The organism is Nocardia sp. NPDC101769 (genome assembly GCF_044766925.1).
GTDB lineage: Bacteria > Actinomycetota > Actinomycetes > Mycobacteriales > Mycobacteriaceae > Nocardia.
The window spans coordinates 85,541-105,145 of the sequence record NZ_JBIWMX010000012.1 but is presented as its reverse complement, the minus strand read 5'-3'; the positions used below and the strand labels follow the sequence as shown (position 1 = coordinate 105,145).

At 67.3% G+C, this 19,605-nt stretch carries 16 protein-coding genes and 2 pseudogenes; 7 read left to right on the top strand and 11 right to left on the bottom strand.

All coding sequences use genetic code 11. From position 1 onward, the window contains the following. Nucleotides 1-167: 167 nt before the first annotated feature. The 5 genes and pseudogenes from ACIRRA_RS20340 to ACIRRA_RS20320 all read right to left on the bottom strand — a co-directional run. Nucleotides 168-575: pseudogene (locus tag ACIRRA_RS20340) on the bottom strand (GtrA family protein); the annotation flags it as partial. Nucleotides 576-644: 69 nt separating this feature from the next. Further along, the gene (locus ACIRRA_RS20335) at nucleotides 645-1,712 is read right to left on the bottom strand and encodes a 2Fe-2S iron-sulfur cluster-binding protein (RefSeq protein WP_402770099.1); all 1,068 of its coding nucleotides are present in this window, start codon (nucleotides 1,710-1,712) and stop codon (nucleotides 645-647) included. Beyond that, nucleotides 1,709-2,602, bottom strand: coding sequence for an SDR family NAD(P)-dependent oxidoreductase (locus tag ACIRRA_RS20330; RefSeq protein ID WP_402770096.1), 894 nt, complete (start codon nucleotides 2,600-2,602; stop codon nucleotides 1,709-1,711). Before ACIRRA_RS20330 ends, ACIRRA_RS20335 begins: the two co-directional genes overlap by 4 nt. A gap of 47 nt (nucleotides 2,603-2,649) precedes the next feature. Next, nucleotides 2,650-3,531 (bottom strand): metal-dependent hydrolase, encoded by an 882-nt coding sequence (locus ACIRRA_RS20325; RefSeq protein ID WP_402770093.1) that lies wholly within the window; start codon nucleotides 3,529-3,531, stop codon nucleotides 2,650-2,652. Nucleotides 3,532-3,561: 30 nt separating this feature from the next. Beyond that, nucleotides 3,562-4,422, bottom strand: a complete 861-nt coding sequence (locus ACIRRA_RS20320) for a metal-dependent hydrolase (protein WP_402770090.1) — start codon at nucleotides 4,420-4,422, stop codon at nucleotides 3,562-3,564. Between the two features lie 124 nt (nucleotides 4,423-4,546). Here ACIRRA_RS20320 and ACIRRA_RS20315 point away from each other — a divergent pair, with 124 nt between their 5' ends. Further along, the gene (locus ACIRRA_RS20315) at nucleotides 4,547-5,251 is read left to right on the top strand and encodes a TetR/AcrR family transcriptional regulator (RefSeq protein ID WP_402770087.1); all 705 of its coding nucleotides are present in this window, start codon (nucleotides 4,547-4,549) and stop codon (nucleotides 5,249-5,251) included. Here the strand turns inward: ACIRRA_RS20315 and ACIRRA_RS20310 are convergent. Then, entirely contained in the window at nucleotides 5,241-5,783 is a 543-nt protein-coding gene (locus ACIRRA_RS20310; RefSeq protein WP_402770084.1) for a TetR/AcrR family transcriptional regulator, read from the bottom strand. The two genes, ACIRRA_RS20315 and ACIRRA_RS20310, sit on opposite strands and share 11 nt — an antisense overlap. A gap of 432 nt (nucleotides 5,784-6,215) precedes the next feature. On the opposite strand from ACIRRA_RS20310, the gene ACIRRA_RS20305 reads away from it, so the two are divergent. After that, the gene (locus ACIRRA_RS20305; protein WP_402770081.1) at nucleotides 6,216-8,015 is read left to right on the top strand and encodes an alkyl/aryl-sulfatase; all 1,800 of its coding nucleotides are present in this window, start codon (nucleotides 6,216-6,218) and stop codon (nucleotides 8,013-8,015) included. A gap of 242 nt (nucleotides 8,016-8,257) precedes the next feature. On the opposite strand, the gene ACIRRA_RS20300 is transcribed toward ACIRRA_RS20305, so the two are convergent. Continuing rightward, complete coding sequence (locus tag ACIRRA_RS20300) at nucleotides 8,258-9,214, bottom strand: oxidoreductase (protein WP_402770078.1); 957 nt, start codon at nucleotides 9,212-9,214, stop codon at nucleotides 8,258-8,260. Nucleotides 9,215-9,670: 456 nt separating this feature from the next. Between ACIRRA_RS20300 and ACIRRA_RS20295 the strand changes: the two genes are divergently transcribed. Both ACIRRA_RS20295 and ACIRRA_RS20290 read left to right on the top strand, forming a co-directional pair. Then, nucleotides 9,671-10,378 (top strand): hypothetical protein, encoded by a 708-nt coding sequence (locus ACIRRA_RS20295; protein WP_402770076.1) that lies wholly within the window; start codon nucleotides 9,671-9,673, stop codon nucleotides 10,376-10,378. Nucleotides 10,379-10,672: 294 nt separating this feature from the next. Continuing rightward, nucleotides 10,673-11,629: an oxidoreductase gene (locus ACIRRA_RS20290; RefSeq protein ID WP_402770073.1), complete on the top strand. Its 957-nt coding sequence runs from the start codon at nucleotides 10,673-10,675 to the stop codon at nucleotides 11,627-11,629. A 233-nt stretch (nucleotides 11,630-11,862) separates the two neighbouring features. Here the strand turns inward: ACIRRA_RS20290 and ACIRRA_RS20285 are convergent, their stop codons facing one another. Together ACIRRA_RS20285 and ACIRRA_RS20280 are read right to left on the bottom strand one after the other, a co-directional pair. Beyond that, nucleotides 11,863-13,587: a GMC oxidoreductase gene (locus ACIRRA_RS20285; RefSeq protein ID WP_402770070.1), complete on the bottom strand. Its 1,725-nt coding sequence runs from the start codon at nucleotides 13,585-13,587 to the stop codon at nucleotides 11,863-11,865. Nucleotides 13,588-13,619: 32 nt separating this feature from the next. Beyond that, a pseudogene (locus ACIRRA_RS20280) lies at nucleotides 13,620-13,763 on the bottom strand (NAD(P)-binding protein); the annotation flags it as partial. A gap of 425 nt (nucleotides 13,764-14,188) precedes the next feature. On the opposite strand from ACIRRA_RS20280, the gene ACIRRA_RS20275 reads away from it, so the two are divergent. Both ACIRRA_RS20275 and ACIRRA_RS20270 read left to right on the top strand, forming a co-directional pair. Beyond that, nucleotides 14,189-14,338, top strand: coding sequence for a hypothetical protein (locus ACIRRA_RS20275; protein WP_402770067.1), 150 nt, complete (start codon nucleotides 14,189-14,191; stop codon nucleotides 14,336-14,338). Nucleotides 14,339-14,390: 52 nt separating this feature from the next. Beyond that, a complete protein-coding gene (locus ACIRRA_RS20270; RefSeq protein ID WP_402770373.1) occupies nucleotides 14,391-15,494 on the top strand; it encodes a YeiH family protein in 1,104 nt (367 codons plus the stop codon). A gap of 52 nt (nucleotides 15,495-15,546) precedes the next feature. Here the strand turns inward: ACIRRA_RS20270 and ACIRRA_RS20265 are convergent, their stop codons facing one another. Next, nucleotides 15,547-16,704 carry a lipase family protein gene (locus ACIRRA_RS20265; protein WP_402770064.1) on the bottom strand — a complete coding sequence of 386 codons (1,158 nt, stop codon included), beginning with the start codon at nucleotides 16,702-16,704 and terminating at the stop codon, nucleotides 15,547-15,549. A 226-nt stretch (nucleotides 16,705-16,930) separates the two neighbouring features. On the opposite strand from ACIRRA_RS20265, the gene ACIRRA_RS20260 reads away from it, so the two are divergent. Beyond that, entirely contained in the window at nucleotides 16,931-17,500 is a 570-nt protein-coding gene (locus tag ACIRRA_RS20260) for an NADPH-dependent FMN reductase (protein ID WP_402770061.1), read from the top strand. A gap of 146 nt (nucleotides 17,501-17,646) precedes the next feature. On the opposite strand, the gene fadD32 is transcribed toward ACIRRA_RS20260, so the two are convergent. Next, complete coding sequence (gene fadD32 / locus ACIRRA_RS20255; protein ID WP_402770058.1) at nucleotides 17,647-19,527, bottom strand: long-chain-fatty-acid--AMP ligase FadD32; 1,881 nt, start codon at nucleotides 19,525-19,527, stop codon at nucleotides 17,647-17,649. Between the last annotated feature and the right edge of the window lie 78 nt (nucleotides 19,528-19,605).

Genomic DNA, 19,605 nt, shown 5'->3' with positions numbered 1-19,605 from the left:
AGTGGGCTGCCGAGGGGTTGGGAGTTACGCCAATATCGGCGCCATTGGAAAGGTCGACCGGGCGTCGCCGCTGGGCCGCGAATACCGAGGCCGTCTTCGGATTCCGTGGAATGACTTTCTCCGCGCTCCGCGGGGGATGCGGCGGACCGCGATCCGAAGACGAAGCCGCGCAGGGCCAGGAAGCGGAGGCCGCCGATGGCTGCGGTGAGGACGATGACGGCGGCCGCGCGGGTCAGGGGGCTGACGCCGGGCGCGTAGGAGTCGAGGGCGGCCAGGGCGGCCGTGCTGATCAGGAGGCCGATCACGGCCAGTCCGCCGCCTTCCCACTGGGCGGTGAACCAGGTGACGCGGCCGGCGGCGCGGAAGGTGAGGTGACGGTGGAGTTCGTTGGCGATCACGGTGCTGAGGATCGACCCGGCGATATTGGCGATCAGGGGGCCGGCGCTGTTCAAGGTCAGGAACAGTAGGAGGTAGGTGATATTGCTGGCGCCGCCGACCAGGGCGAAGCGGATCAGCTGGGCGAAGACGTGATCGCCGCGCAGGTAGCGCAGTCCGGGATCGGCGGTGCTGTTCACCTGATCACCGTCGCCGGCGCGACTGACATCGACCTGACGTCGACCTGACGCGCGGCTTGCGTCCGGCGCTCACTGGTCGAAGGCGATGTGGAGGTCGTCCGATTCGGGCAGGGTCTGGCAGGCGAGGGTCAGGCCCCGCGCCAGTTCCTCTTCGATCAGGGATTCGTTCAAGAGCATGCGGGTGCGGCCCTGCTTGACGCTGCAGACGCAGGTGGCGCAGGCCGATTCGCGGCACACGTAAGGGGCGTCGATGCCGTGGTTCAGCAGGACATCCAGGAGTTTCTCGGATCTCGGCCACGGCAGGGTGTGGGTTTCGCCGTCGATGTCGACCCGGACGGTCGCGACATCCGCGGCAGCCGCGTCCCGGGCGGTCGCCACGGCCCGCGTGGATTCGGATGCCACCGGGGTGTGATGCTCGAACGGGTTGCCGGTGAGCGAGCGGTAGTTCTCCCTGTGGATGGCCCGGCCGGGAATGCGCAGCTGACCGAGGCCCTGCTCCACCGAGGACGAGAAACCCGCGGGGCCGCACACGTAGACGTCATGACGCCGGTAGGGACGTGCCCACAACGCGAAGACACGCGCGGACGGCAGCCCCCGCTCGGATTCGAGCCAGTGGGTCACTGTCAGGCGGCGCGGGTAACCGCGGGCCAGCTGCTGCAGCCGATTCGCGAAGATGATCGATTCCCGGTCCCGGTTGGCATAGAACAGTGCGATATTGCCGCGACCGATGGCGAGCGCCGATTTGAGAATGGACATGACTGGTGTGATGCCGCTGCCCGCCGCGCAGAGCAGTAGATCCCGGTCCCACGCGCGCGGCACGAAAATGCCCGCCGGTTCGAGGACGGTGAGGATGTCGCCCGCGGAGACGTTGTCGCACAGCCAGTTCGAGCCGTAACCGCCCGGCGTGCGCTTGACCGTCACGGTGGGCCGGTCGTCGCAGTGCGGGCTGCTGGACAGGGAATAGCAGCGGGCGACCGAGCCGGTGCGTTCGCTGGGAACGCGCAGGGTGAGGTATTGGCCCGGCGCGTAGGCGAAGCGGCGGGTCAGGTCGGTGGGGATATCGAAGATCAGCGAGACCGCGTCGGCGGTCTCGCTGATGACTTCGCGCACCTTCAGCTGGTGGGCGCGTGCGTTCACCAGGGTCCTCCCCGGCCGAACGCCAGCTCCCCCAGGGACTGGATGCGCTCCATCGAAAGCGGTTGCGTCATCCGGCGATTGACGCCCGGCGCGATGCGCAGCATGAAGTAGCCCAGCCACGCCTCGGCGCGTACCGGAACCACCGCCAGGTCGTAGCGGACGGCGCGCACCACGGCCCGCGCCACCAGATCCGGGCTCAGCGGCGAGAACGGCAGCCGCTCGGCCAGTTCCTGAATCTGCGCGGTGAGCTGCTGCCCGCGCTCCAGCAGCCGCGGATCGACGCCCACGGCGATCGCGTGCCGGGCGATATTCGTATTGATCACGCCGGGACAGATCGCGCTCACCCCAACGCCTTTGGGCGCGAGCTCCAGCCGCAGGCACTCGGTGAGCATCTTCACCCCGGCCTTGGACACCGAGTAGGCCGACATCACCGGAGTAGGCGTGAACGCAGCCGCCGAGGCGATGTTCACGATGTGCCCGCGCTTGCCCTCGTCGATCATGAGCCGCCCGAAGGCGCGGCAGCCGAATACCACGCCGAGCAGGTTCACGCTCAGCTGATGCTCCCAATCCTCGGGCTCGAGATCCAGAAACGCCCCGCTGACCAGGATTCCGGCATTGTTGACCAGCACATCCGGCACCCCGTGATCGGCGTGCACGTCCCGGGCGAAGGCGGCCCACGCGTGCGGGTCGGTGACGTCGAGCTGCATGGCGACCGCCCGCTGACCCTGCGACTGGATGACGGCCACCGTCGACAGCGCCGCGTCCTTGTCGATGTCCGACACGATCACCCGGGATCCCATGCGCGCGAACCGCAGGGCCGTGGCCCGCCCGATCCCGCTGCCCGCACCGGTGACGACCACCAGCTTCGGATCGACACTGTTGAGTTTCACGAGACCTCCCGGCGCACCCTGTCACTGGCTCTCACGTCGCCAACCCCTCAGCCGATGCGGTCGAGCAGTTCGCCGTCCGTGCCGAACAGCTCCCGCCGCCACCGTTCGAGCAGCACGGTGGTGTCGATGTCGTCGGGATGGAACCCCGGCCGCAGGTAGGGCCGCATCTCCTTCAGCAGCCCCTGCACAATCGGCCCGCGGTACAGCCGAATCGACTGCCGCACCACCTGCAGGGGCCGCCAGCTGCGTGGATCACTGAGGATCGAGGCGAGCACGCCGAGCGAGACCACCGGAATGGTGAAGACGTACATCCCCGCCATCACACCGATGCGCACCATCTCGGTACCGCCGGTGCTCCGGAACACGTCGAAGGCCACCGACTTGTGCTCGAGTTCCTCGAAAGCGTGCCAGTTCAACAGATTCCAGACCTCCGGATCGCCCGGAATGTCCTGGATCTCCGGGGTGCCCAGTACTCGCTTGGCGAGCGTCGCCGTGTAATGCTCGGCGGCGGCGGTCACCGCCAGATGCACCTGCCGCGGCACCGCGTTCTCGATCGCGACCACGCCCTTCTCCCGTAGCGCGCCGGGCGCGAAGGTGAACAGGCGGACGATGGGGAAGCCGTTCTCGATGAGCTGCTCGTTCAACCGCCGATGCTGCTGCCCGTGCACCGCCTCCTGACCGATGAATCCGGCCACCCGCTTCTTGAGCACGGGATCGGTGATCTCACCGGAGAATTTGCGCACCGAGCGGATGAAGGATTCCTCGCCCGGCGGAAAGGCCGCCGAGAGCACCGCAATCAGGTGGGTGAGGGGGATGTCACCCTGGACGAACTGATGCGCCATCGGTTCGGGCTCGCCGAACCGGAATCGCATGCGCCGCACCTTCGGATAGGGCATGAGGGACGTGCTGTCCTGCCGACCGATCGCCATTGGCCGGTCCTTTCTTGCCATGGGTTGTGATCACTTCACGTGGTCGACGAGCTGACCGTCCGGCCCGAAAAGCTCCTGCTGCCACCGGGACAGCAGTGCCGCGGTGTCGATGTCGTCGGGGTGGAAGCCGGGCCTCAGGTACTTGCCGAGTTCCGGCATGAGCCCGCGGAAGATGGGGCCGGTGAACAGCCGATATGCCTCGCGCGCCACGCGGATCGGCTGCCGGCGCGCGGCCGGGTCGCGCCCGACGGACAGCGCCAGGCTCACGTAGGTCAGCGGCAGCGTCAGCGAGTACATGGCGAGCATGACTCCGATGCGGGTGCGCTCGGTACCGCCGGCCGCGCGGAACACGTCGAAGGCCACCGACTTGTGCTCGAGTTCTTCCAGCGCATGCCAATTCAGCAGATTCCACACTTCCGGATCACCGGGAATGGCCTGGATCTCGTCGCTGGACAGCACCCGCTGCGCCAGCACGGCGGTGTAGTGTTCGGCCGCCGCGGTCATGGCCAGGTGTACCTCGGGCGGGACCCGCTCCTCGATCCAGAGCATGCGCTCCCTGGCCCGCTCGGAGTCCAGCCAGGCGATGGGATAGCCCAGCTCGACCAGCTTTTCATTGAGTTTGCGATGCTCCTGGCCATGCATGGCCTCCTGTCCAACGAAACCGGTCACCCGCTTCTTGAGCATCGGATCGGTGACCCGGTCGGCCACCCGGCGCACCGAACGAATGAAGGACTCCTCCCCCGCCGGGAAGCCGCCGGACATGCCGGCCACGAAATGGCTGTAGACCATGTCGTTTTCGACGAAGTACTTGTCGCTGGAAGTGCGCTGATCGAATCGGAACCTGATGCGGCGGGCCTTGGGATAGGTCTGCGCCGGAAGGACATTCGCCATCTGGACCATCCTTGATGCAACACGAAGTACCTGGTACTGCATGTTCGATGTGATGCCCAGTGTAGGATTGTCCCAGACAGCATGCAAGACGTGCGCCGTAACGGATCGAATTACAATCTGCCGCATGGCCTCCCACCCGCGTCACGACCGCCCGGGCGAGAGGAAGGGCGATGCGCGCTACGACCGCTGGCACTCGCACCGCACCTCGGTCCGAACCGAACTCATCGAGGCCACCATCCGCGCCATCGACGCCCACGGCCCCGATCTGTCCATCGACGATGTGGTGAAAACCGCTGGTATAACCCGCCCCAAGCTGTATCGATTCTTCGGCGACAAGGTGGAACTGCTGGCCGCGGTGAGCGGGAGCGTCCAGCAGCTCATCGTCGAGCGGGTCACCCCGCACCTGAACCCCGCCGGACCGGTCCGCGACGGCCTGCGCACCGCCCTGACCGCCTACATCGACCTGGTAGCCGAGCGCCCCAACCTGTTTCGCTTCATTGTCAGCTCACATGTGGTCGCGGCCTTCGGCGCGACCCGCCTGATCGAGGATGGCCGTCCACTGTCCGATACAGTCGCGGACTTCTTCTCCGGCGTACTGCGCCTGCGCGGCGCGAACGGCGACCACACCCAGTTCGCTGTGGATGCCATGCTCGGCGCGATCGGGCTGGGCGTACTGCGCTGGCTCAACGAACCGGCAATCACCGCAAAGGAACTCGCCGAGGAGCTGACCGCCTTCGCCTGGGGCGCGCTCGCGGCCACCGCCGCCGCCCGCGGCCTCACCCTGGATCCGGACGCGCCGCTGCTGCCGCTGCCCCAGCTCAGCGAATGAAGCGCTCCACCATCCGCCGCTCGCTGGCGACATCGGCCAGGGGCCAGGTCAGCAACGACAGCACCATGCGCACAATCCATTGCGCCGCTTCGTCATCCGGCGCGATCCCGGTGAGCAGGGTGGCGATCCGCCCCAGCTCCGGCGAGCTCGCGAAGGCACCGTCACTGCCGCCTGCCCCGGTGCCCGCGAATCCGTTGGCCAGCACCGGATCCGAGCGTACCGCCGCCACCGACGCCAAGATCGCCTCCACGATCCGGCGCGAGCCCTCGTACCGCCGCACCGCCGCGGCCACCCGCTCCGCCACCGCGATCGCCGATTTGGCCATCACCGCGTCGAACAGTGCGGCCTTGCCGGGAAAGTGCCGATACAGCGTGGCCCGCGAGCATCCGACCGCGCTCGCCACCTCGTCCATCCCCACATGGTCGAACCCGCGCGCCTGGAACAGCTCCGACGCGACCCCGACGATCCGGTCCGCGGCGACCGACCGCCGCACGCCACCCGCCAGCCAGTCCACGCGCTGCTCGGTCACCATGCCCACTCCTCATCGATGAAGATCAGGTCTCATCCTGAGATGTGAGTCCGGATTCGTCCAGGGTCAATGCGGACATCCCGGGGTGCCCACTGGATATCCAGTGGATAGCTGAATATCCGCAAATGCACCAAATCACCTCGGATATCGATCTACAACAGACCCATCTCAAATTGCTGGAAGTTCACCTGTTCTGTGTGAGGCTGGCGGAAGACGTGGCGTGGACGGTGTCCGCGTACGGGCTCGAGAAACATGCGTACTGGATCGGGGATTGCGGTGGCAAACGGTCGGCGAGGAGACAACGCGCGGAGAAGAGGGTGGCGCGGCTCGGGCGCAAGCTCGACTACTACCGCCAATATTCGGGCCGGTCTCCAAGGCCGTCGACCTTGGAACCAACTGGATCGAGAGCCGGAAAGCCCAACAGTGAGGTGACACATGACAGTAGAACCTGCGGATCGCACCGATTTCGACAATGCCGAGCGCGGCTTCATCGCCCGCCTCTCTCCCGCCGTGATTCCCGGGAAGAACGGCGGCGTGGCCTACGACGCGGACTCCTTCGACTTCCTGAAGGCCGATGGCGCGGCCACCGTCCCCCCGAGTCTCTGGCGGCAGTCCCAGCTCACCGCGATGCACGGCCTCTACGAGGTGTGCGAGAGCGTGTATCAGGTTCGCGGCCTGGATATTTCGAACATGACACTGATCGAGTCGGACAATGGTGTCATCGTGGTCGACCCGCTGGTCAGCGCGGAGACCGCGGCCGCCGCGCTGGCGCTGTACCGCGCGAACCGCGGCGACCGCACGGTCACCGCGGTGATCTACACCCACCCGCACGCCGATCACTTCGGCGGCGTCCTCGGGGTGGTCGAACCGGACACCACCGTGCCGATCATCGCACCCGAGCACTTCATGGAACACGCCATCTCGGAGAACGTGTACGCCGGTACGGCCATGCTGCGCCGTGGCATGTACTACTCCGGCGCGAATCTGGCGCGCCACCCGAAGGGACTGGTCGGCATGGGACTGGGCCCGGTCGCCTCGGCGGGTGAATTCGGGCTGCTCGCACCGACACTCGACATCACCGACACCGGCCAGGAGGAAGTGTTCGACGGGGTGCGGATCATCTTCCAGATGACGCCCGGCACCGAGGCGCCGGCCGAGATGAACTTCCTGCTGCCCGACCGCAATGCGCTGTGCATGGCCGAGAACGCCTGCCACACCCTGCACAACATCCTCACGCTGCGTGGGGCACAGGTTCGCGATGCCCGCATGTGGTCGCGGTACATCGCCGAGGCGATCGAGATGTTCATCGACCGCACCGATGTCGTGTTCGCCTCACATCACTGGCCGACCTGGGGCCGGGACAACATTGTCGAGTTCCTGATCCAGCAGCGCGACACCTACGCCTACCTGCACGACCAGACCGTGCGGCGAATGAACCGGGGCGAGATCGGAATCGAGATCGCCGAGGACTTCCCGCTGGCCCCGGAGCTGGCCGCACAGTGGAACAACCGCGGGTACTACGGCTCCATCAGCCATGACGTGAAGGCCGTCTACCAGCGCTATCTCGGCTGGTACGACGCCAATCCGGCGCACCTGTGGCCGCACCCGCCGCAGGAGCAGGCCACCCGGTACGTGCAGCTGCTCGGTGGCGTGGACGCGACCGTCGCCAAGGTGAAGGAGTTCGTGGACCAGGGCGATCTGCGCTTCGCGGCCGAACTCGGCAGCCACGCGGTCTTCGCCGACCCGTCCCACGCCGAGGCCAAGGAGACCCTGGCGGCGGTGTTCGAGCAGCTCGGCCTCGGCTCCGAGAACGCGACATGGCGCAACTGTTTCCTCACCGGCGCACAGGAACTCCGCCGGGGTGTCACCCCCACGGCGATCGCCGCCAGCCAGGCGGTAGCCCTCGCCATGAGCATCACCCAGCTGTTCGACACCCTGTCGCTGAACATCGTCGGGTCCAAGGCGTGGGACGAGAAGTTCAGCATCGCTTGGCATTTCACCGACAGCGGCGAGAACTACCGGATGGAGCTGAGCCACGGCGCGCTCATCCACCATCCGGCCACCCGCAAACGGGATGCCGATCTCGACATCACCCTCACCAAGCTCGGCCTGCTGCAGCTGATGGCGACCGGTTCGTTCGACGGCCTGCGGACCAAGGGCGACGCCGGGGTGTGGAAGCGGCTCACCGGCCTGCTGGACAAGGCCGATCCCAATTTCACGGTCGTCGTTCCCTGACGCTCGGGAGACCGCCGGACCGCATCGGCACCCGCCGAGGCGGTCCGGATTTGCGCTACGGCCGGCGCGTCTACCGCAAGATCCGCGCCGCCGAAAAGAGACTCGGCTGGAGGCCGTCTCGCGCTGCACGGTGGTCGTGATCTCGGACGCGGTCAGGATCATGGCCGCCAGGAAGTCGATGAGCTGGGCACGGTCGATATGGAGCTCATCGCGCAACCATCGTTCACGCTACGGCCGATTTGTCAATTTCTAGCGGTCGGGTCGAAGTCGAACACGACCCCGGTAAGCCGTTCGGATGCCTCCCACAGCCCTGCGGCCAGCGTCAGATCGTGGGCCTGCTCCCCCGCCCCGCTCAGCACCGGATACCCCGTCACGCGTCCGGCAGGACCGAAGTACTCACCCCCGCGCACCGCGGGGTCGGTGGCCGCCCGCAGTGTCGGTAGCGCGCCCATTTCCGCGCTCTGAACGAACGGCCGTAGGAGCTTGTCCAGTAGCGGCGCCGTCAGCACCCGTCGTAGGGCCGGACTCAGATTGCGGCTGAAGTCGGTATGAGCGACTCCCGGGTAAGCCGCGACCGCGACCAGGCGGGTGTCGATGTCGTTGAGGCGCCGCTGCAGCTCGAACGCGAACAACAGGTTCGCCAGTTTCGACTGCCCGTAGACCCGCAAGGCTCGATATGCACGCCGCTCGTAGTGCAGATCGTCGAGATCGAGCTTGGTAGTGCGGTATCCGGAGGTCCCGCTGCCGACGGTCACCACGCGTCCGTCCGGCGCGGCCATGAGCAGGCTCAGGATCAACCCGGTGAAGGCGAACGGCCCGAGATGATTCGTGGCGAGGACAGTTTCGAAACCGTCCGCGGTAACCGACCGCGCCCGCGCGAGCGTCCCCGCGTTGTTGATCAGTAGATCGAGGTGCTCGTATCGCGCGTGCAGCCGATCGGCCGCCTCGCGTACCGACCGCTGAGATGCCAGATCCAGGCGCAAGATCGGCAACTGGGCCGCCGGCACCGCCTGTCGTATCGCCGCCGCCGCCGCGGCGGCGCGTTCGGTGCTTCGGCAGGCCAGTATCACCTCGGCACCACGTTCGGCGAGCAGCCTGGCCGTTTCGAGGCCGAGTCCCGCGCTCGCGCCGGTGACCACGGCCGTTCGCCCACGTAGGTCCGGGATATCCGCAGTCGTCCACGGTGTTGTTCCGCCCATCCTGCAATAGTGCAGGGCGCCTCGGCCTTTCGCAGACCAATCGCCGTCGGGGGAAGGCTCGGGTCGGTCCATGCTGGCGTTGAAGCCGCCCGGTCTCGACCACGACCGGGACGAACCACGATTGCCCCCACCGAATCGAACACCGCTCTCGTAGCGCGCCCGGACGACACATACCGCACGTGCGTCGTGCGGCGGCGAACACTCGGCGCTCCGACATCCGGTCCGGCCGTGTCGAGGCCCGTGTTCCCAGCTGGACATCGTCGACAATCGGGCATGCACCGATCACTGATCCGGCGGAGACCGCCGCCGGCAACGCGTCCCCGCAGGTACCGGCATTCGAATTGGGTTGGCCTTCACAACCATTCGGCCCACGATGATCCGCGACCGGACGTAATGACATCGGAGCCGCTGCGGTAGGGTCTCAAGCCGGCAACGCTTGAGATCGGAGTGAGATTCATGGATAGGGCGACTCCCGCGCCGACGCCGACACGAACTGTTCTCGGGTCACTCAACAGCAACTCGGTATCGTCGTCGAATGCCGTCACCGATGGCAAGCCGCGACGACCTCGACAGAAATGGGCCTTGATTGCCGGAGCCGTCGTAGTGGCAGCCGCGATCGGCGGTGGCACGGCAATTGCTTTGCACGGCAAGGATTCCGATCCGACTGCCACGGGGCCGACCTATCAGAGCCCGACCGACGAATGCGCGCTGATCTCGCCGGCAGTACTCACCACGTACACTCCCGGCGCGGCGTGCAAACACACCCCGACGGTCCCGATGGCACAGGGCGAATTCACCCGATCGCCCAGCTGGACAGTCGATTCTCCGACTCGCCCCGCGCGTATTCAGGTGGATCTGCGTATCACCTCGACTGCGGCGAAAAGCTATGCCAGCGCGAAGAGTTCGTTCCTGGACAGCTACGGTCCACAACTCACCAATCCGAAGTCGGCCGATATCAACCCATCCGACCTTGGGCCACAAGTTCAGGAAGCCTTCGTGATCAGTGGTGCTTCCGTGGGTTTCCCCGGCCGCGCCGACAGCCGGCTGATCATGCGAGCCGGAAATGCCGTCGCCGAAGTCGCGTTCAACGACTGGACCAGCCCTGATGCGTCAGAGGCCGCAGTCAAGGCGATCGCGGCCGACCTGATCACCAACCTGCGCTGATCCAAACCGGTCGTCCGCCGCCACACCGGCCGTGGTCGGTGTTCGATACCGGCGAGGGCCGTGATGCTGCTCCCGGGGGCAGGCCCACATCAAAGCCCCGCTGAAGTCGTCGAAGGCCCGCGGGCTTTTGGCGCCCTATCGCCCCGGCGGGCCGATCGCATGGTCCTGGCGGCGGTCCGACCCAGCGGGACGGCCCGTCCCACAGTGAGGTTCGCGACGCAGCTGGTACCCGCGTACAACTCGATCTAGGCTCCCTGGCGGGAAGTACTGGATCTGAGTAGTCAGGATCGCACCGTGGGTAGCTCAACGATGCCGTGGACCGCCGACGACATTCCGGATCTCAACGGGCGCACCGCGATTGTCACCGGGGCCAGCGCGGGGCTGGGGCTGGAGACCGCGCGGCGGCTGGCCGAGCGTGGAGCCCGGGTGGTGCTGGCCTGCCGGAATGCCGAGAGGGCCGCGGCGGCAGCGGAAGTCATTCGGGAGAGTGCGCCCGATGCCGAATTGCCGTTCGTGGAGCTGGATCTGGCGTCGCAAGAGTCGGTGGGGAAGGCCGCGGTGTGGGTGCACGACGAGTTCGAGCGGATCGATCTGCTGGTGAACAATGCGGGGACGCTGAACCGGGAGCGGTCGGTCACCGCGGACGGGTTCGAAAGCACCTTCGCGACAAATCATCTGGGACCGTTTGCGTTCACCGGCCTGGTGCTGGATCTGCTGCAGGCCGCGCCGCACGGGCGAGTGGTGACGGTGACCAGCGGGCTGTCCGCGCGGCAGGGGACCTCGTTCGAGCTCGACGATCTGTTCTACGAGCGGCGCAAGTACAAGGGGCTGTCGGTCTACGCGCAGTCCAAGCTGGCCAATGCGTTGTTCGCGTTCGAATTACAGCGGCAGCTCAACGGCACCGGGTCGAGGCTGATCTCGGTCGTGGCGCACCCGGGGGCGGCGGAATCGGACTTCGCCCAGAACCTCGGTCCCACAGTGGCTTTCCTGTCCCAGCCGCCGATCCGGTGGATGTTCCGGATCTTCATGCAGACCGTCGAGATGGGGGCGCTGCCGACGCTGCGCGCGGCCACCGATCCGGGGGTGCGCGGCGGGGAGTTCTTCGGGCCCAGCGGTGCCAGCAAGGGCTACCCGGTCGAGAACAAGATCGGCGAGCAGGCGTGTGACCCGGAGCTGGCGGCCGAACTGTGGGCCGAGTCCGAGCGGCTCACCGGGGTCACCTACCGGTTCGACGACGACATCGCGGAGTAGCCGAAGCATGCCGGGCGGATGTGCACCGGCGTCAGCCGCATCCTCGGACAGTCGAGAGACTCAGTGGTCCGCCGCTCCCATCGGGCACTCTCTCCCACGCACCCGTGGACGCCTTTCCTCGCGTCGGGCCGGGGGCGTCGGTGGCGTGTTCCTGCGCGCAGCTCGGTACGGGGTTCGCCGCGGCCCGCCGGTGGCGGGCCGGTCAATTCTCGGCCGCCGGATCGGCGGCCGGATCAGTTGTTCGTGTGTGTCTTCGAACCGTCGATGAAGCCGACCAGTGGGAGCCGCAGGGCTGCCGGGGCGGTGGGCGGGACAACGGGGTTGCGGGGCGGAATCGGGGGTACACGGCGGTAGGCCGCGCCGATCTCCGGGCGGGGGTCGGGCTCACCCTTGTTGGGCCACAACGAGAGTGCGCGTTCGGCCTGGGCGGTGATGGTGAGCGACGGGTTGACGCCGAGATTGGCCGAGATGGTGGAGCCGTCGATGACGTGCAGGCCGGGGTGACCGTAGAGCCGGTGGTAGGCGTCGACGACGCCGGTGGCGGGCGAGTCGCCGATGGCGCAGCCGCCCAGGAAGTGTCCGGTCATGGGGATCTTCAGGATGCTGGAGCTGGCGCCGATGGGGATACCGCCGATGGCATCCGCCATCCGGCGGGCGACCTCGTGCCCGGCGGGTACCCAGGTCGGATTGGGTTGGCCCTCACCCTGTTTCGTCGTCATGCGGCGGCCGAACAGGCCACGCCTGGTATGGGTGGTGATGGAGTTGTCCACCGACTGCATGACCAGCAGGCCGATGGTGCGCTCGGACCAGTGTCGCGAATTGTGCACCCGGACCGCATCGCGAGGCCGACGTCGGGCCGCTCGCAACCAGAGCCGCCAGCGCGGGGTGTCGCCCTCGTCGTCGACCATGAGGGTGCTCATCACGCCGAAGGCATTGCTGCCCTTGCCATAGCGGACCGGCTCGACATGGGTGTCGTGGTCGGGGTGGATCGAGGACGTGATCGCCACGCCCTTCGTGTAATCCGCGTGCTCGTCACGGCTGCGCACGCCGAGCAATTCCTCGGAGTTGGTGCGTGACAGATAGCCGAGGCGGTCCGAGATCCCGGTGAGCGAGCCTTTGTCCCGCAGCCGATGCAGCAGCCGCTGGGTCCCGAGCGAGGCGGCGGCGAAGATCACGTGCTCGGCCGTGAATTCGCGACGCTGCTTCCCGACCACGCGCCCGGTACGGACGGTCTCCACCGCGTAGCCGCCGCTCAGCGGTCGCACGTCGGTGACGGTGGTGAGCGGATGCACTGCGGCACCGGCTTTTTCGGCCAGGTACAGGTAGTTCTTGACCAGCGTGTTCTTGGCGTTGTGCCGACAGCCGGTCATGCATTCACCGCAGTGGGTGCAGGCACGCCGGTGCGGCCCCGCACCGCCGAAGAACGGATCCGGCACGTCCTCGCCCGGGCGGTGGCCGGGTCCGCCGAAGAAGACGCCGACCGGAGTGGGCCGGTAGGTGTCGCCGATTCCCATGCCATCGGCCACGTCTCGCAGCACGCGATCCGCCGGGGTGGTCGCCGGATTGGCCGTCACGCCCAGCATGCGCTTGGCCTGGTCGTAGTGCGGGGCGAGCTCGTCCTTCCAGTCCGTGATGTGACCCCACTGCGGGTCCGCGTAGAACCTGTCCGGCGGCTCGTAGAGGGTGTTGGCGTAGACCAGCGAGCCGCCGCCGACACCCGCACCCGCCATCACGAAGGTGTCCTTCAGTAGCGCCAATCGCTGAATTCCGAAGCAACCCAGGGCCGGGGCCCACAGATACTGTCGCAGCCGCCACGAAGTCTTCGCGAACTCGTGGTCCTCGAAGCGGCGGCCCGCCTCCAGCACGCCGACGCGATAGCCCTTCTCGGTCAGTCGCAAGGCGCTCACGCTGCCGCCGAAGCCGGAACCGATGATGAGGACGTCGTAGTCGAATCGCATTGCTACTCCTGGGATTCTGCGCCGACGACCGGTGTGTTCTCGCGCCACGCCACGCCGACATCGCCGCCGCGCTCGAGGATGACGAAGTCGTCGATCCCGGCGCGCGCCAGCTCGAGTGCCATGCCGAGGCCGCCGAAGCCGGTGCCGATGATGACGATCGACGAGCTGGTGGTCATGCGTCCCTCTCCTCACCTCGATGTTCGGTTCCGACGCTACGACCTGCGCATATCCGGCCATGAAAGAGCGACGGCCACAAAATCAATACTTTCGGCCATAATCGGTCCATCAGTACGGTCGAGGAGCCGGAGGTCCGGCGTGCGGCCACGGTTCGACTGCCCGCACACCGTTTTCGGTATCGACCCCGACCTGCTGGCCCGGCCGCTCCCGCAGGCCAACCAGCCCACCTGGGCCCTGTGCGTGGCCCAGTGCCGCGACCGGCTGCACCGCCGCAGCGCCCGCACCGGCATTGCTGGGATCAACACGACCGAGCCGAATCAGCACGGCGGAACTGGAATCAGACCGATTCCAACGCTGTCCGAAATCCGCCGGGCACCACATAGTGCAGACCTGCTGTACTGCGTGATTTCCCTGGAGGCCCCTGGTGAACAGTCCCAATCCCGCGCCCGCCGGTGCCCGATCGTCGAGGCTCAACGCTCTTGGGCGGCTCGGCGCCGACTGGTGGTCCGTGATCGTGTCGGGCATGGTGACCGTGCTCGCCGTGCTCGACGTGCTGCCGAAGATTCCGTGGTGATGACATGGGTGACACCGCCGTGAATCTCGGCAGGAACGCCGAAACAGATTCCATGACAACCGACTTCGACGAGTCCTCAGGTCCGCTCACCGTTGCCCGCCTGCTCGGCTACGTCCCCGGCATCCTGCTGCTCATCGCAGTCGGCGTGCTCGGCAAGTACGCGCAGATCTGGTGGAACGCCGCCGCCAGACATCAGCACTGGACCGTCCCCGATATCGAATACGTGCTGTGGGCCATCCTGATCGGCCTGCTCATCACCAATACCGTTGGCCTGCACCCGATCTTCCGGCCCGGTGTGGGCACCTACGAATTCTGGCTCAAGATCGGCATCGTGGCGCTCGGCTCGCGCTTCGTGCTCGGCGACGTGGCGAAGCTGGGCGGCACCAGCTTCATTCAGATCCTGGTCGACATGACCGTGTCGGGCGCGATCATTCTGGCGGTGGCGCGCCGGCTGGGCCTGTCCGGCAAGCTCGGATCGCTGCTGGCCATCGGCACCGCCATCTGCGGGGTATCGGCCATCATCGCGGGCAAGGGCGCGGTCCGGGCCCGCAATTCCGATGTCGGCTATGCCATCGCGGCCATTCTGGCACTGGGCGCGGTCGCGCTGTTCGTGCTGCCGCCGCTGGGGCACGCCATCGGGCTCAGCGATCACGAGTTCGGGCTGTGGGCGGGCCTGGCCGTGGACAACACCGCCGAGACCACCGCCACCGGCTATCTGTTCTCCGATGAGGCGGGCAAGGTCGCGGTGCTGGTGAAGTCCACCCGCAATGCCCTGATCGGGTTCGTGGTGCTGGGCTTCGCGGCCTACTGGGCGGCGCGCGGCGAGGCCGAGGCCATCGCGCCCGGGCTGCGGGCGAAAGCGGTGTTCGTGTGGTCCAAGTTCCCGAAGTTCGTGCTGGGCTTCCTGGCCGTGTCCGCGGTGGCGACCTTCCACTGGCTGAGCAAGCAGCAGGTCGCGAACCTGGCCAATGTGTCCAGATGGGCCTTCCTGCTCACCTTCGCGGGCGTCGGGCTCAATACCAATATTCGCGAGCTGGCCCGCACGGGCTGGCGGCCGCTGGTGGTCGCCGTGGTCGGCCTGGTGACCGTAGCGGTGGTGTCGCTCGGGCTGGTGCTGTTCACCTCACGCGTCCTGCATTGGGGTGTCGCGGGCTGAGATTCACCAGAAAGGGCCGGGATCCAACGGGATCCCGGCCCTTCGCCGATGATTACGCGCCGCGGCGCAACGCCGGAGCGTCGGCCTGCTCGGTGAGACGCTCGGAGAGGAATCGCATGGCCGGTCCGGCGAAGGCCATTGCGCCGCCGATGTGTTCGCGTCCCCGCATGGTGTGCATGGTGACGTCCGCGCCCACCGCCTCCCACTCCTCCGCGAGGCACACGGCCTGCGGATACGGGATGACCTGCTCGCTGGTGCCACCGGCGACCAGAACCGGTGCGGCGGGTGCGATTCCGCCCAGCCGGTTCTCCAGCAGCCGGGCCTTCACCTCGGGCACGTCGAACGGGGGCCGGTGGCAGAAGGTCGAAACTCTGGTGGGCACGATCAGACCCGCACCGATCCCGAGCACGGCCGCCGCGGCGACATGGGTGCGGCGGAACAGCGCGGCCAGGGCGCGGCCCTGCGGCTTGAGGTGCTGGAGCACATTCAGTTCCGGATAGGCGGCCTCGATGCCGAGCACACCGTAGAAGAGCAGGAAGGCGTAGGGCGTGCCGTCCAGGAACTTCACCATCTCGACCATGTCGGCGGGCGCCGAGCCGACCACGCCGCCGGCGAGCTGCAGGTCGGGGGCATAGTCGGGCTGCAACTGCAGCGCCCAGCCCGCGGCATTGCCGCCCTCGGAGTAGCCATAGACGCCCAGCGGGCCATCGGGATCCAGGTCCGCCTCGGGCAGCCGGCGCGCGGCCCGCATGCTGTCCAGGACAGCCGGGCCCAGGGCGCGGCCCATGACGTACGGGTGCAGGCCCGGACTGCCGAGGCCCGGATAGTCGGTGATGGCGAGCGCCCAGCCGCGGCGCAGCGCGGCGCGAAGGAAGATCGATTCGTATTCCAGCCCGAACCGCAGCTGCCAGGACGCGGCGGCGACCGTGCTCGCCAGACCCTGCGTGCCGACCGCGTACCCGACCAGTGGTCGCGAGCCGGGTCCGCGCCACGGCGTGTTCGGCACCAGCACGGTGCCGCTGACCTGCGTCGGAGCCCCGGCGGCGGTGGTCGAGGTGTATTTGATGCGCCAGGCCCGAGCAGGCAGCGGAACTCCGGGCAGCATCCGTGCGGTCATCGGTTCGGCGGCCAGCAGCCTGCCGGGTTCGAACGCACCGGGATGTCCGGCACCGACCGCCGCCTCGTCGAGGCGGTTGGTGTTCGCAGTCATCGTTGCCTGCCCTTCTAGCACATACTCGCGTTATGCAGTTGTCGCACAACCGGATCCGAGGGGAGGCGTCAGCTGTCCCGGACAGTCCGGTTGAACGAAACCATACCCACTATGAGAGATGGCGACACTTTTTGTCACAACAACTCCCATTCGGTGGGACGGCGCATAAGAGACAACAGCTCCGTGACGTCGAAATACTCCCGGCCCCATCCCCGTTGGCGCAGTTGTGACCATTCTCCGCATCCTCTTGATTTCGGGCAGCACTCGCGAGGGCTCGACGAACACCGCAGCGCTGCGCTCGATCGCCGCCGACGCCGGGCTCGATTTCGAGGCCGTTCGATACCAGGGCCTACTCGACCTGCCCGCTTTCATCCCCGGTGACGAGCCCGAGCCAGCCGTGGTCGAGTCCCTGCACCGGCAGCTCGCCGAGGTCGACGCGGTGCTGTTCTGCACCCCCGAGTACGCGGGCATGATCCCCGGCAGCCTGAAGAACCTGCTGGAGTGGACGGTCGGCAATGCCGATCTCGCCGACAAGCCGGTCGCCTACGTGAACGTCGCCTACGAGGGCCGCGGCGAGGCCGCCGTGGCCACCCTGCGCACCGTGCTCGGCTACGTCGGGGCCGAGCTGGTCGAGGCGGCCTGCGGCCGGATCACCGTACTCCAGAGCGGTATCGGTCCGGATGGCCTGGTTGCCGACGCCGATGCGCGTGCTCGCCTGAATGCCGCCGCGCGCACCCTGGCCGCGCACGCCGCCCACCCCGCCGAGCCACTCACCGCGGTACAGCTCGACAATTGACACATTGCACGTCGAAAAGAGCAGACAGACCGGGCGATTGCTAAATATTCGCTGAAGTCAGGTCCTCCGCCGCGGGCACTGACCCGAAACGTCGAGTGGCACAGCTCCGAGGTCTCTGAAGATGCGCCACGCGCCGAGGGACTCTGTCAGTCGGCCTCGTCCGGGAACGCCTGCTGGCGGTGGCCGCCGCGGAGGGTGCCCTCCAGATAGGCCGCCTTGCAGGCGCGGCGGGCGATCTTGCCGCTGGAGGTGCGGGGAATCGATCCGGCGGGAACCAGCAGCAGGTCTCGCACGGTGACACCATGGCGCTTGGCGATGGCCGCCCGCACGGTCTCGGTGATCGGCTCCGGGTCGAGCTTGGCCGCGCCGGTACCGCGTTCGGCCACGATGACCAGTTGCTCGCCGGCGGAGGCGGACGCGGCGGTGTCGACCGTGGCCACCTCGACCGGGAGCTGATCCCCCGCGACCGAGAAGGCCGCCACGAAACCCGGGCGCAGGGCGGTGCTGGACTCCTGGGCGGAGTACTCCAGATCCTGTGGATAGTGGTTGCGGCCGTCCACGATCACCAGGTCCTTGACGCGGCCGGTGATGAACAGCTCGCCGTCGTAGTACACACCGTAGTCGCCGGTGCGCATCCAGTTCCCGTCCGCCGCTGCGCCTTCCGCGTGGCTCGCGGGCTGCCGGGAGGTGAGCCTGTTGTGGAACGTCGCAAGGCTCTCCTCCGGACGGCCCCAGTAGCCACGGCCGATGTTCGCACCGTGCAACCAGATCTCACCGACCTCGCCCTCGGCCCTCTCCGCGCCGGTGTCCGGGTCCACAATGGCCGCCCACTGGGACTTCGCCACATAGCCGCAGGACACCTGGGCCACAGCGTTTTCCGCGTGCTCGTCGACCTCGACCATGTGCCCGGCATTGAGCTGGGTCCGGTCCACCCAGACCGTGCGGGCCTCGTCCTCGCGCTTGGTGGCGGAGACGAACAGCGTGGCCTCGGCCATGCCGTAGCAGGGTTTGATGGCGGTCTTGGGCAGGCCGTATGGGGCGAAGGCGCCGTTGAACTTCTTCATCGAGGTCACCGACACCGGCTCGCTGCCATTGATCAGTCCGATGACATTGGACAGGTCCAATTCCTCGCCGGCCTTGGGCAATCCGCGGGCCGCAGCGTGCTCGAAGGCGAAATTCGGTGCGGCGGCGAAGATCTCGGCACCGTCCTCCTGGGCGGCCAGCTCCTTGATCCAGCGAGAGGGTCGGCGCACGAAGGCGCTGGGCGACATGATGGTGATGTATTTGCCGCCGATGGTGGGCAGGATGACCGTCAGCAGCCCCATGTCGTGGAACAGCGGCAGCCAGGTGACGCCGCGGGCCTTCTCGGTGATGCCGATGGCATCGATCATCTGCAGCAGGTTGGTCCCGACGGCCCGGTGCGTGATCTCCACGCCCGCCGGGGTACGGGTGGAGCCGGAGGTGTACTGCAGGTAGGCCACATCGTCCATCTGCAGGCGCGGCCGCGCCCAGCTCTCCCCCACGCCGTCCGGGATCGCCTCGACCGCGATGATGCGCGGACGCTGCTGCGCCGGTAGGTGTTTGAAGATCTCGCGCACTCCGGAGGCAGCCGCACCGACCGTCAGGACGGCTGCGGGCGTGCAGTCCTCGAGTACGGCGTGCAGCCGATCGGTGTGGCCCTGCTCGTCCGGATCGAACAGCGGCACCGCGATATTGCCCGCGTACACCGCGGCGTACATGGCCACGATGTAGTCGAGTCCCTGTGGAGCCAGGATGGCGACCCGGTCGCCCGGCTGCGTGACCTGCTGCAGCCGGGCGGCTACGGCGCGCAGCCGGACGCCGAAGCGATTCCACGTGATGTCGTGGTACTCGCCGTCGCGTTCGCGTGAATAGTCGATATAGCGGTAGGCGAGCTCGTCCCCGTTGGCCGCGGCGTGCTTGTCGACCAGGTCGACCATGGTCTGGTTGTCAGGGATTTTGATGTTGCCGTGCTCGTCCAGATAGTCATCGAAGGTCTCGCCGATCATTCCCTATCCTTTTTCAACTCACAGCCGTCAGAACTGTGCAGTGACACCGAACAAAGATCGACACGAAAGCCCGAATGT

Coding starts and splice junctions, on each gene's coding strand:
- ACIRRA_RS20310 (WP_402770084.1), bottom strand. CDS start 5,783: ATGGTGACCGAGCAGCGCGTGGACTGGCTGGCGGGTGGCGTGCGGCGG.
- ACIRRA_RS20295 (WP_402770076.1), top strand. CDS start 9,671: ATGGATAGGGCGACTCCCGCGCCGACGCCGACACGAACTGTTCTCGGG.
- ACIRRA_RS20270 (WP_402770373.1), top strand. CDS start 14,391: ATGACAACCGACTTCGACGAGTCCTCAGGTCCGCTCACCGTTGCCCGC.
- fadD32 (WP_402770058.1), bottom strand. CDS start 19,527: ATGATCGGCGAGACCTTCGATGACTATCTGGACGAGCACGGCAACATC.
- ACIRRA_RS20315 (WP_402770087.1), top strand. CDS start 4,547: ATGGCCTCCCACCCGCGTCACGACCGCCCGGGCGAGAGGAAGGGCGAT.
- ACIRRA_RS20325 (WP_402770093.1), bottom strand. CDS start 3,531: ATGGCGATCGGTCGGCAGGACAGCACGTCCCTCATGCCCTATCCGAAG.
- ACIRRA_RS20305 (WP_402770081.1), top strand. CDS start 6,216: ATGACAGTAGAACCTGCGGATCGCACCGATTTCGACAATGCCGAGCGC.
- ACIRRA_RS20320 (WP_402770090.1), bottom strand. CDS start 4,422: ATGGCGAATGTCCTTCCGGCGCAGACCTATCCCAAGGCCCGCCGCATC.
- ACIRRA_RS20300 (WP_402770078.1), bottom strand. CDS start 9,214: ATGGGCGGAACAACACCGTGGACGACTGCGGATATCCCGGACCTACGT.
- ACIRRA_RS20265 (WP_402770064.1), bottom strand. CDS start 16,704: ATGACTGCGAACACCAACCGCCTCGACGAGGCGGCGGTCGGTGCCGGA.
- ACIRRA_RS20285 (WP_402770070.1), bottom strand. CDS start 13,587: ATGCGATTCGACTACGACGTCCTCATCATCGGTTCCGGCTTCGGCGGC.